We start from the raw sequence: 13,617 nt of genomic DNA, 5'->3' as shown, positions 1-13,617 counted from the left end.
GAGATGAGCTTCCGTCGCAGCCTCAGCCTGGCATTTCGTTTCTCCTTGCGCGAGATGCGCGGCGGGCTCTCGGGCTTTTTCATCTTTCTGGCCTGCATTGCGCTGGGCGTGGGCGCCATTGGTGGCGTCAACTCCGTCGCCACGGCTATTACCGGAGCCGTGGAAGCCGAAGGCCAGTCGCTGCTTGCCGCCGATCTGCGTTTCGAGTTGAACCAGAGGCGTGCCGGCGATGCCGAGCTGTCGTTCCTTTCCGGGCTGGGCGACGTTGCCGAGAGCGCGAACATGCGCTCCATGGCGCGGCTCCCGGACGGTTCCGACCAGACGCTCGTGGAGGTGAAGGCGGTCGACGCGCTCTATCCGCTCTATGGAGAGCGGGTGACCGAGCCGCAGCTTTCCCATGCCGAACTCTTCGATGAGAAGGCGGGCGCGTATGGCGCCGCGGCGCCTCAACTGCTTTTTGAGCGGCTGGGTCTCGGTATCGGCGACCGCATCATGCTGGGTGGGGAGACCATCGAGCTGCGTGCCGTGCTTGTCACCGAGCCGGATGCCGTTTCCGACGGGTTCGGCTTTGCGCCGCGGCTGATGATTTCGGTGGATGCGCTTCAGGCGACCGGGCTCATCCAGCCGGGCAGTCTCGTCGAGCACGTCTACAAGGTGCGGCTCGATGGCGACGCGGGCGCTCTCGAAACCGTGCAGGCACGCGCCGCAGCGGAATTTCCGGAGGCCGGGTGGAGCATCCGTACGCGCAGCAACGCCGCGCCCTCGCTTTCGCGCAATATCGAACGGTTTTCGCAGTTTCTCACCCTGGTGGGTCTAACGGCTCTTGTGGTGGGGGGCGTGGGGGTTGCCAACGCGGTGCGCGCCTATCTCGACAGCAAGCGTGCCGTGATCGCGACCTTCAAGAGCCTTGGCGCTTCCGGCGGTTTCGTCTTCACCGTTTACCTCGTGCAGATCCTGATGATCGCCGGGATCGGCGTTCTCGCCGGCCTGGCGATTGGCGCCCTGATGCCGTTCGGCGCATCGGCTGTTCTGGCGAATGTCCTGCCGGTTCCCGCGACGGGCGGCGTCTATCCGGCGGCGCTTATGGTGGCAGCGCTTTTCGGCGTGATGATCACGCTTGTGTTCGCGCTGATGCCGCTCGGCCGGGCGCGGGATGTGCCGGCGACGGCGCTCTTCCGGGAAATGGGTGTCGACGGGCGCGGCTGGCCGCGTCCCGTCTATATCGCTCTTTCGGTTGCCATCGCGGCGGGTCTTGCCGGTTTCGCGGTCTGGTTTTCCGACGACCGGCGCATGGCTGCGATCTTCGTCGGCGCAACCGTGTTTGCCTTTATCGTGCTGAGGGTTGTGGCGCTTGGCATTGAGGGGCTGGCGCGCCGCAGTCCGCGTGTGGCCTCGACGCCGCTGCGCCTGGCGCTCGGCAATATCCATCGCCCCGGCGCGCTGACGCCGTCCGTGGTGCTGTCGCTGGGCCTCGGCCTTACGCTGCTTGCCACGCTGGCGTTGATCGACGGCAATCTGCGCCGGCAGATCACCGGCAACCTGCCGGAGGTCGCGCCGAACTTTTTCTTTGTCGACATCCAGAGCGGTGAGGTGGAGGCCTTTGCCGATCTGGTGAAACGGGAAGCGCCAGACGGAAAGCTCATTCAGGTGCCGATGCTTCGTGGACGCATCACCGCGCTCAACGATGTGAATGTGCGTGACATGGAAATTCCGCCGGAGGGCGGCTGGGTGCTGCGGGGTGACCGCGGCATCACCTATGCCCGCAACGCACCCGAAAACGCGACGCTGACACAGGGCGAGTGGTGGCCGGCCGACTACGAGGGCGAACCGCTCGTTTCCTTCACGGCGGAGGAGGGCGGAGAGCTTGGTCTCAAGATTGGAGACACGATCACCGTCAATGTGCTTGGCCGTGACGTCACGGCGCGGATCGCCAATTTCCGCGCCGTCGAATGGGAATCTCTGGCCATCAACTTCGTGATGGTGTTTTCGCCCAACACATTTGCTGGCGCTCCGCACGCCTGGCTGGCGACGCTGACAGATGCGGAAGCGACACAGGCTGACGAATCGCAGATTCTCAATGCCGTTACGCGCAATTTCCCGACGGTGACCACCGTGCGCGTGAAAGATGCGCTCGATGTGGTGAACCGGCTTGTCGAGCAATTGGCCACCGCAATCCGTGCGGCAGCCGCCGTTGCGCTGATTGCCTCGGTTCTCGTGCTTTCCGGTGCACTGGCAGCCGGCAACCGGGCGCGGGTGCACGATGCCGTGGTCCTGAAGACGCTGGGCGCGACACGGCGCACGCTGATTGCCGCCTTTTCGCTCGAATATCTGCTGATCGGTCTCGCCACGGCGGTGTTCGCGCTGCTTGCGGGCGGGATTGCAGCCTGGTTTGTGGTGACGCAGGTGATGGGCCTGCCCTCAAGCTTCCTGCCGGAGGTGGCGTTCACCACCGTTGTGGTGGCGCTGGTGATGACGGTTGGCTTCGGCCTGATCGGCACGTGGCGGGTTCTCGGACACAAGGCGGCGCCGGTTCTGCGCAATCTGTGAGCGTGAAAAACCGTTAACCCTTCGCACGGAGAGGTGTCGTTTCGCCCGCGAACTGTTGCCGCAGGTGCATTTCCGGCGTGGAGAGGTCTTGTCCTGAACACAAACTGACATCATATTTGATCTACGCATGCTGGTATCCCGCCAGCGGCGCACGGCCTCGTGGCCGTCACCGGACGGGATTTAAGCCAGAAAGGGGTAATTATGGCTGACCTTCGTAACTATCAGGCCCGCGCAACGCCCGGCGTGCGCGCGGACGCGGCCATCGACGAGGGCCTGCGCGCCTATATGATCCGCGTCTACAACCTTATGGCGCTCGGCCTGGCGATCACCGGCCTTGCAGCCTTTGGCGCGTTCAACCTTGCCATCGCCGACGGCCAGCTCACGGCTTTCGGCCAGCTCATCTATGCCAGCGCCTTCCGCTGGGTTGTCATTCTCGCACCGCTTGCGCTGGTGTTCTTCCTGAGCTTCCGCATTCAGAACATGAGCGTGGGAGCGGCACAGACAACCTTCTGGGTCTATTCGGCTCTGGTGGGTCTGTCCCTGTCGACGATCTTCCTCGTCTACACGGGCGAGAGCATCGTCCGCACCTTCTTCATCACCGCCGCTTCGTTCGGCGCGCTTTCGCTCTGGGGCTACACGACCAAACGTGACCTTTCGGGCATGGGGTCGTTCCTGTTCATGGGTCTGATCGGCATCATCATTGCCTCGATCGTGAACATTTTCCTCGGCTCATCGGCGCTGCAGTTCGCCATTTCGGTGATCGGCGTGCTGGTGTTCGCCGGCCTGACGGCCTACGACACCCAGCAGATCAAGGAGATGTATTACGAGGGCGACGATGCCACCGTGTCCGGCCGCAAGGCGATCATGGGTGCGCTGCGTCTTTATCTCGACTTCATCAACCTGTTCATGTTCCTGCTGCAGTTCCTCGGAAATCGCGAGTAGCGGGCGCGGAACCAGAAACAGTGCTATGGAGAGGGCGGCTTTCGGGCCGCCCTTTCTTTTGCTTCATTCGAGAGCGACCACCGAGTTTCCATGAAACCCACCATTCGCCCCGCAACGCCGGCTGACCTCCCGGCCATCACCCGCATCTATGCGCACGCCGTTGCCGGGGGCACGGCAAGCTATGAGCTGGAACCGCCGGGCGAGGCCGAGATGCGCGAGCGCATGGAGGCGCTCGTTCGCAACGGCTACCCCTATATCGTTGCTGAGAATGGAGACGAGATTCTCGGTTACGCCTATGCGGGTCCGTTTCGCCCGAGACGGGCCTATCGCTTCATGGTCGAGGATTCCGTTTATCTGGCGCCGGAAGCGCAGGGTCGCGGCGTGGGGCGGCTTTTGCTTCAGGCTCTGGTTGAAGCGTGCGAACGGTGCGGATTTCGCCAGATCGTCGCCGTTATCGGCGACGGCTCGGAGGAAAGCGCCTCGGTAAAACTGCATCGGGCCGCAGGTTTCCGCGATGCCGGCATTCTTCGCGGCAGCGGTTTCAAGCACGGGCGCTGGCTCGACACGGTGTTTATGCAGCTCACGCTGAATGAGGGCGATCGTGCGCCGCCTGATCCCGATTCCATCCCCGAACGTCTGTTTCGGGGCGAGTCGGTTCGTTGATGCCGGTTAGATCGTCGTGCGTCCATCCGGATGCACAAAGGACGATCCAAAATATTGATGGAGCATCGGAATAATCCGAAAACCGGATTCCGCTTGTCGGCCCGATGCTCTACAGCGCCGCGCGTCTTATAAGACGCGCAAAGGACGCTGTAACACTTTTAAATGATGCATGTTCGTTGTCTTTCAAATGAATTCATTTGAAAGCGACATGCATTAGGTGACGAGTTTCAGCTTCTTGTCGAACACGGCCAGGACGCGTGCCAGTTCATGCCCGCGTTTCAGGATTGCGCCTGTGGCGGCGATAACGCTGTAGGCACCCTGCTTCCGTGTCAGCTTGGGATCCTTGACGATCTGAAACAGCGGGACTTCGCTGGTTCGCCGGAACACGGAGAACACCGCCCGGTCCCTCAGATGATCGATGGCGTAGTCACGCCACTCGCCTGCCGCGACCATGCGGCCATAGATGCGCAGAATCTGATCCAGTTCGCGCCGCTCGAAGGTTACGGGGAGATCGGAACGTGCCCTGCGTGCCTCGTGCAGCGGGATCAGTATCCCGGAGCCGTCCCTATCCTCCCCCGCGCTGCCGTAATCGGTCATTGGCTGTACCTCATGACGATTTGGTGACAGGGGAAGGTTCGCCCGCCATAGGCGGAATTGCAAGCCCGCATTCCCCGGGCTGCATTTGGCCGGGCCTGAGATGCAAAAAAAAAAGCGCCTCATCCTTCTTGATGGCATGGTTCATCAGAGTGGTTAGAGTTACCCACATCTTTTGCCGGCACGGCCATTCTTGCTCTGCAAGCCTCAATTGTTAGCCGGTAGTCACAAATCAGGACCGTTTGTCGGAATTGGTGATGACTTGCCTTTTTCTTGCCGCATTTTGTCCAAGCTCACGCCCCATTGTGCCGCAACGATCCACCCGTTGCCTGAGACGGTTCGGTCCGGACACGGATCCCGAAAACCCCAAGCCCCCCCGCCCTCGGGGTCATGACCGGATCGAACCAACTCTCGGATGTCCGAGCGGGCAGCGGTCCCAAGAGATCAAAACCGGTGCTGAATGAGTCAGCGCCGGTTTTTCTTTTGGGACCAGACCGCGCGGCTACTCACCCAGGTCCTGATCCTGGATCGCCGTGCGTCCGTCCGGACGCACAAAGGACGATCTAAATTACTGATGGAGCATCGGAATAGTCCGAAAACCGGATTCCACTTTTCGGTCCGATGCTCTACGGGTTCATGGCAAATGCACCCAATATCGCGCCTGGTCGACCGTCTTTGTCGACGCGCTGGAGCAGGAGTGCGCAGCCATTGCCCTTCTGCACCAGTTCGGCCTTGGGCATTTCGAAGCTCTTGGCGGCGCCATCCCACATGCCGATCGTCTGGATGCGGTTGACCGCGTTGCGATATTGTATCGATCGGCCGCGGTTTTCGCCGGCGCGGATATCCACCGTGCTTTCCGGCGTGTAATCGACAAAGACCAGATGCGCATTAACGGGTTCGCCCTTCAGGTTCTCGGGTATTGAGCCGACACTGACGACGATAGTGTCGCCCCTTTCCTTGAGGGAAATATCCACCTGAAGTCCGCCCACGGTTCCTGCGAGGGCTGCGAGCGTTGAAGTGACCTTCCCCCGGTCCGCACCATTCATGTCGCGCCGGCCGTTGACTATGGCCTGTGGCGTGTAGACGGATGCCCTTTGAAGTGCACCGGCATATTTTCTCTGCCGTTCGGAGTTCGCCGGGCTTGCGAGCGCATCACGCCAGCCCAGATAGTCCCAGTAATCGACGTGGTAAGCGAGGGCGACAACATCGCCTCGTGCCGCGAGTTCACCCAGCACGGCGTCTGCGGGTGGGCAGGAATTGCAGCCCTGGCTCGTAAAGAGCTCCACAACACCAATCGGGCCGACCGGGCGGCTGGTGCTTTCGGCACTGCCGGGGTCAGTGAAGGCCAATAAGCCTAAAGCCACAGCCAGAAAATGGCCGGGTATCCAGAGCCGAAACATGCGCTCTCCGTTTGGGATGTGAAGCGATCATTGCTTTGTTTCAGAACTATAGGAGCGACCCCGCCTCAACAAGAAGTCACGTTCAGGTGAGACCGGCCCGCAGCGCGGTTTCCAATGGCAGAAACAAAAAAAGACCGCCGGCGTTTCCGCCGGCGGTCTGACTGAAGCGATCCCGTGGGCGGATCAGGCGGCCAGGTCGCGCAGGACGTATTGCAGGATGCCGCCATTCTTGAAGTATTCAAGCTCATCCAGCGTATCGATGCGGCAAAGAAGCGGGACCTCCTTTACCGAACCATCAGCAAAGGTGATCTTCGCGTTCACCGTGGCGCGCGGCTTGATGGTTTCGAGCCCGTCGATGGTGACGGTTTCATCGCCCTTCAGGCCGAGGCTTGACCAGCTCGTTCCTTCGTCGGCAAAGACGAAGGGAATGACGCCCATGCCAACCAGATTGGAGCGGTGGATGCGCTCGTAGCTCTCAGAGATGACGGCGCGGACGCCGAGCAGATTGGTGCCCTTGGCAGCCCAGTCGCGCGAGGAGCCGTTGCCGTATTCGCCGCCGGCGAACACCACCAGCGGCACGCCTTCCTTGCGGTATTCCATGGCTGCGTCGTAGATCGACATCTCCTCCTTGGAGGGGTAGTGGATCGTGTAGCCGCCTTCGGTACCGTTTTCGCCCAGCATGTGGTTGCGGATGCGGATGTTGGCAAATGTGCCGCGCATCATCACCTCATGGTTGCCGCGACGCGTGCCGTACTGGTTGAAGTCGGCCACGCCCACGCCATTGTCCATCAGGTATTTGCCGGCTGGCGACTGTGCCTTGATGGAACCGGCGGGCGAAATGTGGTCGGTGGTGATCTTGTCGCCGAACAGGCCGAGGATGCGCGCATTCTTGATGTCGCTCACATCGCCGGTCGTCTTCTTCATGCCGACGAAGTAGGGCGGGTTCTGCACATAGGTCGACTTGTCGTCCCATGCATAGGTCTCGCCTTCCGGCACCTGCACGGCCTGCCAGTTCTCATCGCCGGTGAAGACCTCGGCATATTTCTTCTCGAAGAGATCGCGGGTGACGTTCTTCTGGATGAATTCCTGGATCTCCTGGTTGGAGGGCCAGATGTCCTTCAGATAGACGTCGTTGCCGTCCTTGTCCTGACCGATCGGCTCCTTGGTGAGGTCCTTGGTGACCGAACCGGCGAGCGCATAGGCGACGACCAGCGGCGGAGAGGCAAGGTAGTTGGCCTGCACATCCGGCGAGATGCGGCCTTCGAAGTTGCGGTTGCCGGAGAGAACGCCGGCAGCGATCAGGCCCTTGTCGTTGATGGTCTTGGAGACCGGCGCCGGAAGCGGACCGGAGTTGCCGATGCAGGTCGTGCAGCCGAAGCCGACGAGGTTGAAGCCGATCTGGTCGAGCTCCTTCTGCAGGCCGGAATTCTCCAGATATTCAGCAACCACCTGCGAGCCCGGAGCAAGCGACGTCTTAACCCACGGCTTCTGCTTGAGGCCGAGGCGGTTGGCGTTGCGGGCCAGCAGGCCGGCGCCGATCAGCACGCTCGGGTTCGAGGTGTTGGTGCAGGAGGTGATGGCGGCAATCGCCACGTCACCATGGCCAAGATCGTAATCCTCGCCCTCAACCTGCCAGCGCTGTTCCAGCGTGGACGGGTCCTTCTTGTATTCCTTCTCGAGCGAGGAGGCGAAGCCGGATGCGATGTTCTCGAGCGGGATGCGGCCTTCCGGACGCTTCGGACCTGCCATGGAGGGAACCACGTCGCCGAGGTCGAGTTCGAGCGTGTCGGTGAAGACCGGATGCTCGGTGCCCGTCTCGCGGAACATGCCCTGCGCCTTGCAGTAGGCTTCCACCAGCGCGATGCGCTCCTTGGAACGGCCGGAGACATTGAGATAGTTCAGCGTTTCCGAATCAACCGGGAAGAAGCCGCAGGTTGCGCCGTATTCCGGGCCCATATTGCCGATCGTGGCGGCGTCGGCCAGCGTCAGATGGTCGAGGCCCTCGCCGAAGAACTCGACGAACTTGCCAACCACGCCCTTCTTGCGCAGCATTTGCACGACGGTGAGCACCAGATCGGTGGCCGTCACGCCTTCTTTCAGCTTGCCGGTGAGCTTGAAACCGATGACTTCCGGCAGGAGCATGGAGATCGGCTGGCCGAGCATGGCCGCTTCGGCCTCGATGCCGCCAACGCCCCAGCCGAGCACGCCGAGACCGTTGATCATCGTGGTGTGCGAATCGGTGCCGACGCAGGTGTCAGGATAGGCAATTGTCTTGCCGTCCTCATCCTTCGTCCAGACTGCCTGGCCGAGATATTCGAGGTTCACCTGGTGGCAGATGCCGGTGCCGGGCGGAACAACGCGGAAGTTCTTGAACGCCTTCTGACCCCATTTGAGGAAGCGGTAGCGCTCGCCATTGCGCTGGTATTCCAGCTCCACATTGCGCGAGAAGGCCTTCGGTGTGCCGAACTCATCAACAATGACCGAGTGGTCGATGACGAGGTCGACGGGCACCAGCGGATTGATCTTCTGCGGGTCGCCGCCGAGCGAAACCATGGCGTCGCGCATGGCTGCCAGATCCACCACGGCGGGAACGCCGGTGAAGTCCTGCATCAGCACGCGGGCCGGGCGGTAGGCGATCTCGTGACCGGCCGTGCCGCGGTCGTCGAGCCATGCCGCGACCGCTTCGATATCGGACTTGGTGACCGAGCGTCCGTCTTCGTTGCGCAGCAGGTTTTCAAGCAGCACCTTCATGGAGAAGGGCAAGCGGGAAATGCCTTCGAGACCGTTTTTCTCGGCCTCCTTGAGGTCGAAGTAAACATATTCCGCATCCCCAACCTGGAGGGTGCGACGGCAATTGAAACTGTCTAGTGATTTGGTCACGGGCGATCCTATCCTGTTCTGCTATCCGAAACGGGAACGGACTCCTCGAGGCATCACGCGCAAAAGGTGCGGGTACGGTCATTTCCGCTGTCCGCCCCCAGCGTCCCGGCCGTTCAAGGCGGCGCGCGCGCGGGTATCGGCACAAAGAGTTACACGCCGACCGCTGGCGTGGTTGAGGCGGATATAGAGAATTTTGTAGAAGAGTTCTAGAGTGAGAAATGGCAAATCTGCCATGTCGTGAAAAATTCAGGACCTTATCTTTGCCCAAGGACGACCAGATGATGCGGCTTGCTGCCGAGGGGCTTGGCGGTGAGCGCGGCGGCGAGACCGTGTTCTCCGGCATTTCCTTCACGCTGGGTGAAGGCGAGGCGCTGACGGTCACGGGGCCAAATGGCGCCGGCAAGTCGACGCTGTTGCGCGTGATCTGCGGCCTTTTGCCAGCCTTTGAGGGCAAGGTGCAGTTTTCCGGTGGAGGGGAGGCGTTTCCGGATGTGGCGTCTGCCTGCCACTATCTCGGTCACCGCAATGCGATGAAGGCCGAGCTTGGCGTCGAGGAAAATTTGCGCTTCTGGCAGGAGTTCATGGGCGAGCCCCATCTGCCGCCGTTCGAGGCGCTGGAGATGGTGGGGCTCGGCGATATCGGCCACCTGCCCTTCGGCTATCTCTCTACGGGGCAGAGACGGCGTGCTTCCATCGCGCGGCTTCTGGTGAGCTATCGCCCAGTCTGGCTGCTCGATGAGCCGACATCCGGCCTCGACAAAGCATCGGAAGCGCAATTCGCCGACCTGATGGCGGTGCATCTCGAAGATGGCGGGATGATCGTGGCTGCCACACATCTGCCGCTTGGCCTGAAGGGCGCGCGGGAGCTGCGCATGGGGGAGGCGGCGATATGAAGGCATTTGGCCGCCGCCGCGGGGTGCGAGGTGAAGCAAGGCACGTCATCCCGGAAGTCCGAAGGGCTATCCGGGACCCATTGGTAGAATGCCAAGGGGCGAGGCCCCGTTTCGCTGCAGGCTCCGATTGGCGCTGTTTGTCGGTTTCTCGGAGACCGGCCGTGCCTCTCAATGGGTCCCGGCTCTCCTTCCAGTCGGCCGGGATGACGGGGGGCAGGGATGAATGTCCTGCCTTTCAGACAGGTGAAATTCGCGTTCATCTCACGCCAATGCCGCCTTTGGTGGCCCCATGCTAGCGCTTTTCCGACGCGAGTTGCAGATTGGCGTGCGCACCGGCAACGGGGCGCTGACCGGTGTGCTCTTCTTTCTTGCCGTTGTCGCCGTCATACCTTTCGGCGTCGGGCCGGATCTCAATCTTCTGGCGCGCATCGGCCCGGCAATTCTCTGGATCGGTGCTCTGCTTGCCGGCCTTCTCGGGCTTGAACGCCTGTTCCAGGCCGACCGTGAGGACGGCTCTCTGGACCTGATGCTTCTGGCCGACAGCCGGCACATGACGGCGGTGACGGTGTTCGTGAAATGCTGCGCGCACTGGACCGTGAATGTTCTGCCGCTGGTGGTGGTGACGCCGCTGCTCGGCCTTTTCATGAATGTTGAACCGGTGGGCATTCTCGCGGCAACCGCGACGCTGGCTGTCGGCACGCCGGCCATCACCTTCATTGGCGCGGTCGGTGCGGCCCTTGCCGTGGCGCTGCCGCGTGGCGGGCTTCTGGTCTCGGTGCTCGTGCTGCCGCTCACCATCCCGGTTCTGATCTTCGGTGTGGCGGCGGCGCGCGGGGCGGTGGCCGACCCCGATCCATTTCTGCCGCCTTTCCTCATTCTTGCCGCGCTGATGCTGTTCTTTGCCGTCATCGGGCCGCTGGCCGCTTCCCTTGCACTGCGCTGGGGCGGCGACTGATGTGCGGCAATCGATTCGATTGCGGAACAGGACACGCAACGCTATGGGTTCAGGCATGACAAACGCCACGCCGCAAGCCTCCACGCTCTCCGGTCGCCTGACGGCGCTCGCCAATCCCACGCGGTTTCTCTCGCTGGCCGACACCCTCGTGCCGTGGCTGGGCGGTCTTTCGCTGGCCGTTCTCGCTGCCGGCTTCTACATGGCATTTGCCGCGCCGGAGGACTACCAGCAGGGCATCACCGTGCGGATCATGTATATCCATGTGCCGTTCGCTTGGCTTGCCATGTTCTGCTATTCGCTGATGGCCATATCCGCGCTTGGAACACTGGTGTGGAAGCATCCGCTTGCCGATGTGGCGCTCAAGTCCGCCGCTCCCATCGGCGCTGCTTTCACGGCGCTCGCGCTGTTCACCGGCTCCGTCTGGGGCAAGCCCATGTGGGGCACGTGGTGGGTCTGGGATGCGCGGCTGACCTCCGTGTTCATCCTGTTCCTGATGTATCTCGGCATCATTGCCCTGACGCGGGCCATGGATGATCCCGGCCGTTCGGCGCGGGCGGCGGCAATTCTCACGCTCGTCGGCTTCGTCAACATACCGATCATCAAGTTCTCGGTGGACTGGTGGAACACGCTGCATCAACCGGCCTCGGTGTTCCGTCTCGATGGGCCAACGATCCACGCCTCGCTGCTGTGGCCGCTGCTTATCTGCGCGCTGGGCTTTACTCTGCTTTTCGTCACGCTGCATCTGATGGCGATGCGGGCGGACATCTGGCGCCGTCGTGTTGTCGCCATGCGCCGGCTTTCGGCGCGGGCGGCGGAAAGGGCGGCCCGATGACCCACGCAGCCTATGTCTTCGCCGCCTATGGAATCTCGGCGCTGGTGATCGCGGGGCTCGGCCTTTGGATCCTGATCGATCAGGCCGGCCGCAAGCGAGAGCTCAAGGAGCTTGAGGAGCGTGGCATTCGCCGTCGCTCGGACCGCAAGGCGCCGAAGAAATGAGCGTGACAAGCGAAAAGCCGGCCCGTTCGCGGCGGCTTCTGTTCCTGCTGCCGCTGTTGCTTTTTCTGGCGCTTTCGGCCGTCTTTCTGATGCAGCTCTTTTCCGGCAAGGATAGCTCTCTCGTGCCATCCGCACTGATTGGCCGCTCCGCGCCGCAGACCGATCTTCCACCGCTCGAGGGGATGAACCTGCCCGGTCTGTCATCGGCGGCCTTCAGCGGCCGGGTCACGCTGGTCAATGTCTGGGGTTCCTGGTGCCTGCCATGCCGTCAGGAGCACCCGCTGCTGATGCAGCTCGCCACGGATGAGCGCGTCGTGATTGCGGGACTCAACTACAAGGACAAGCCGGAAAACGCCCGCCGGTTTCTGGGCGATCTCGGTAATCCCTACGATGCCATCGGTGTCGACCAGAATGGCCGCGCGGCGATCGACTGGGGTGTCTATGGCGTTCCTGAAACCTTTCTCGTCGGACCTGATGGCACGATCCGCTACAAGCATGTGGGGCCGTTCACGCCCGAGAGCATTCGTAGCGATCTGATGCCCGAGATTGAAAAAGCTCTGGCGGCGCGTCCGGCGGGCTGATTGGCCACGCCATATTCTCTGGCCCAGATAAAATGCTGCACTGCAGCAAAAGAGTTGCGAAACACGTGCTAGGGTCTTCATCCCCGCAAACAGGAGGGATGTATGACGACCCATATCAGCGCGCATTTCGAGAAGCAGGCGCAGGCCTGCGATCGCATGGGCTCTCCCTTCACCGCGCAACTGTGCCGGCTTCTGCCTGAAATCCTGGACCGCGAGACCGCCACCGGTGCGCGCGTGCTCGGCTGGCCGGGCGAGGCCGGGGAGGATGCGCTGGCGCTGCGTCTGTGTGGCGGGCTCCACGCGCTTGTGCTTGCCGGTGAGGATGTCGCACTTGCCGGTGTCTACCCACCAAACGCGGCTTCGCCTGAGGCGCTTCGAAAGGCCGTGAGCGCGGCCATTGCGCGCCATGATGAGTGCCTTTGCGCGAATCTGGACAGCGCACCACAGACCAATGAGATCGGCCGTTCGGCGATGCTTCTGCCGGGCTTTCTCCAGATCGCGCGGGAAACCGGCCTGCCGCTCGACCTTTATGAAATCGGCTCGAGTGCAGGGCTCAACCTTCTGTTTGACCGCTTTCACTACCGCTATGGCGATAGCGTATGGGGCGACCCCGCTTCTCCCGTGAGGCTGGCGCCTGAGACGCGGGGGGCAGCCCCGGACCTGTCGGGGGTGCTGGATATCGCCACGCGCCAGGGGAGCGACATCGCGCCCATCGACGTGTCCCGTGATGATCAGCGGTTGCGATTGACCTCCTATGTGTGGGCCGATCAGGAGGCGCGGCTTTCCCGCTTGCGCGCGGCAATGGAGCTGGCGAACGAGACGCCTTTCGCACTGGAAAAGGCGGATGCCGCTGACTTTGTGGATGCCGCGCTTGCCGCCCGCCGGCCCGATCGCGTCACGGTGCTTTTCCATTCGATCATGTGGCAATACCTTCACCATGAAACGCGGGCCCGTATAGAAACCGCGCTTGAGACGGCTGGCCGGGCAGGCGGCCCGCCCATCGCCTGGCTGCGCATGGAGCCCTCGGACACGAATGAGCCATTCGCGCTGGTTTCGCTCACGCTGTGGCCCACTGGAAAGCGCCGCGATCTTGCACGCTGCGACTTTCATGGCCGCTGGATCGAGTGGTTGCTTTAGATCGCCATGCATCCATCCGGACGCACGGC

General features: G+C 62.2%; 12 protein-coding genes. 9 read left to right on the top strand and 3 right to left on the bottom strand.

Annotated features, from left to right (window positions below):
- Positions 1–3: 3 nt before the first annotated feature.
- The 3 genes from KUG85_RS13770 (at position 4) to KUG85_RS13760 (ending at position 4,152) form a co-directional block, all read left to right on the top strand.
- A complete protein-coding gene (locus KUG85_RS13770) occupies positions 4–2,547 on the top strand; it encodes an ABC transporter permease (RefSeq protein WP_223005858.1) in 2,544 nt (847 codons plus the stop codon).
- 201 nt (positions 2,548–2,748) lie between these two features.
- Positions 2,749–3,489: a Bax inhibitor-1/YccA family protein gene (locus tag KUG85_RS13765; RefSeq protein WP_223005604.1), complete on the top strand. Its 741-nt coding sequence runs from the start codon at positions 2,749–2,751 to the stop codon at positions 3,487–3,489.
- A gap of 90 nt (positions 3,490–3,579) precedes the next feature.
- A complete protein-coding gene (locus KUG85_RS13760) occupies positions 3,580–4,152 on the top strand; it encodes a GNAT family N-acetyltransferase (protein WP_223005603.1) in 573 nt (190 codons plus the stop codon).
- Positions 4,153–4,365: 213 nt separating this feature from the next.
- Here the strand turns inward: KUG85_RS13760 and KUG85_RS13755 are convergent, their stop codons facing one another.
- The 3 genes from KUG85_RS13755 to acnA all read right to left on the bottom strand — a co-directional run bounded on the left by KUG85_RS13755 (position 4,366) and on the right by acnA (position 9,026).
- Positions 4,366–4,749: a DUF2794 domain-containing protein gene (locus KUG85_RS13755; protein WP_025031307.1), complete on the bottom strand. Its 384-nt coding sequence runs from the start codon at positions 4,747–4,749 to the stop codon at positions 4,366–4,368.
- Positions 4,750–5,372: 623 nt separating this feature from the next.
- Positions 5,373–6,095 carry a DUF1223 domain-containing protein gene (locus KUG85_RS13750; RefSeq protein ID WP_255606409.1) on the bottom strand — a complete coding sequence of 241 codons (723 nt, stop codon included), beginning with the start codon at positions 6,093–6,095 and terminating at the stop codon, positions 5,373–5,375.
- Positions 6,096–6,329: 234 nt separating this feature from the next.
- On the bottom strand, positions 6,330–9,026 hold the full coding sequence (gene acnA / locus KUG85_RS13745) for an aconitate hydratase AcnA (RefSeq protein WP_223005602.1): 2,697 nt from the start codon (positions 9,024–9,026) through the stop codon (positions 6,330–6,332).
- A gap of 281 nt (positions 9,027–9,307) precedes the next feature.
- On the opposite strand from acnA, the gene ccmA reads away from it, so the two are divergent.
- From ccmA to KUG85_RS13715, 6 genes are all read left to right on the top strand, one after another.
- Positions 9,308–9,919: a heme ABC exporter ATP-binding protein CcmA gene (gene ccmA, locus KUG85_RS13740; protein ID WP_223005856.1), complete on the top strand. Its 612-nt coding sequence runs from the start codon at positions 9,308–9,310 to the stop codon at positions 9,917–9,919.
- A 289-nt stretch (positions 9,920–10,208) separates the two neighbouring features.
- Positions 10,209–10,874: a heme exporter protein CcmB gene (gene ccmB, locus KUG85_RS13735; RefSeq protein WP_223005601.1), complete on the top strand. Its 666-nt coding sequence runs from the start codon at positions 10,209–10,211 to the stop codon at positions 10,872–10,874.
- A gap of 43 nt (positions 10,875–10,917) precedes the next feature.
- Positions 10,918–11,706 (top strand): heme ABC transporter permease, encoded by a 789-nt coding sequence (locus KUG85_RS13730; protein ID WP_223005600.1) that lies wholly within the window; start codon positions 10,918–10,920, stop codon positions 11,704–11,706.
- Positions 11,703–11,870: a heme exporter protein CcmD gene (ccmD, locus tag KUG85_RS13725; RefSeq protein ID WP_007010672.1), complete on the top strand. Its 168-nt coding sequence runs from the start codon at positions 11,703–11,705 to the stop codon at positions 11,868–11,870. Before KUG85_RS13730 ends, ccmD begins: the two co-directional genes overlap by 4 nt.
- Positions 11,867–12,451: a DsbE family thiol:disulfide interchange protein gene (locus KUG85_RS13720; protein WP_223005599.1), complete on the top strand. Its 585-nt coding sequence runs from the start codon at positions 11,867–11,869 to the stop codon at positions 12,449–12,451. Before ccmD ends, KUG85_RS13720 begins: the two co-directional genes overlap by 4 nt.
- Before the next feature lie 102 nt (positions 12,452–12,553).
- Positions 12,554–13,588, top strand: a complete 1,035-nt coding sequence (locus KUG85_RS13715; protein ID WP_223005598.1) for a DUF2332 domain-containing protein — start codon at positions 12,554–12,556, stop codon at positions 13,586–13,588.
- Positions 13,589–13,617 lie beyond the last annotated feature (29 nt).

It is taken from the genome of Nitratireductor rhodophyticola (genome assembly GCF_019891355.1).
GTDB lineage: Bacteria > Pseudomonadota > Alphaproteobacteria > Rhizobiales > Rhizobiaceae > Nitratireductor > Nitratireductor rhodophyticola.
This window is presented reverse-complemented; position numbering and strand designations above follow the sequence as displayed.

Coding starts and splice junctions, on each gene's coding strand:
- KUG85_RS13770 (WP_223005858.1), top strand. CDS start 4: ATGAGCTTCCGTCGCAGCCTCAGCCTGGCATTTCGTTTCTCCTTGCGC.
- KUG85_RS13765 (WP_223005604.1), top strand. CDS start 2,749: ATGGCTGACCTTCGTAACTATCAGGCCCGCGCAACGCCCGGCGTGCGC.
- KUG85_RS13760 (WP_223005603.1), top strand. CDS start 3,580: ATGAAACCCACCATTCGCCCCGCAACGCCGGCTGACCTCCCGGCCATC.
- KUG85_RS13755 (WP_025031307.1), bottom strand. CDS start 4,749: ATGACCGATTACGGCAGCGCGGGGGAGGATAGGGACGGCTCCGGGATA.
- ccmA (WP_223005856.1), top strand. CDS start 9,308: ATGCGGCTTGCTGCCGAGGGGCTTGGCGGTGAGCGCGGCGGCGAGACC.
- ccmB (WP_223005601.1), top strand. CDS start 10,209: ATGCTAGCGCTTTTCCGACGCGAGTTGCAGATTGGCGTGCGCACCGGC.
- KUG85_RS13730 (WP_223005600.1), top strand. CDS start 10,918: ATGGGTTCAGGCATGACAAACGCCACGCCGCAAGCCTCCACGCTCTCC.
- ccmD (WP_007010672.1), top strand. CDS start 11,703: ATGACCCACGCAGCCTATGTCTTCGCCGCCTATGGAATCTCGGCGCTG.
- KUG85_RS13720 (WP_223005599.1), top strand. CDS start 11,867: ATGAGCGTGACAAGCGAAAAGCCGGCCCGTTCGCGGCGGCTTCTGTTC.
- KUG85_RS13715 (WP_223005598.1), top strand. CDS start 12,554: ATGACGACCCATATCAGCGCGCATTTCGAGAAGCAGGCGCAGGCCTGC.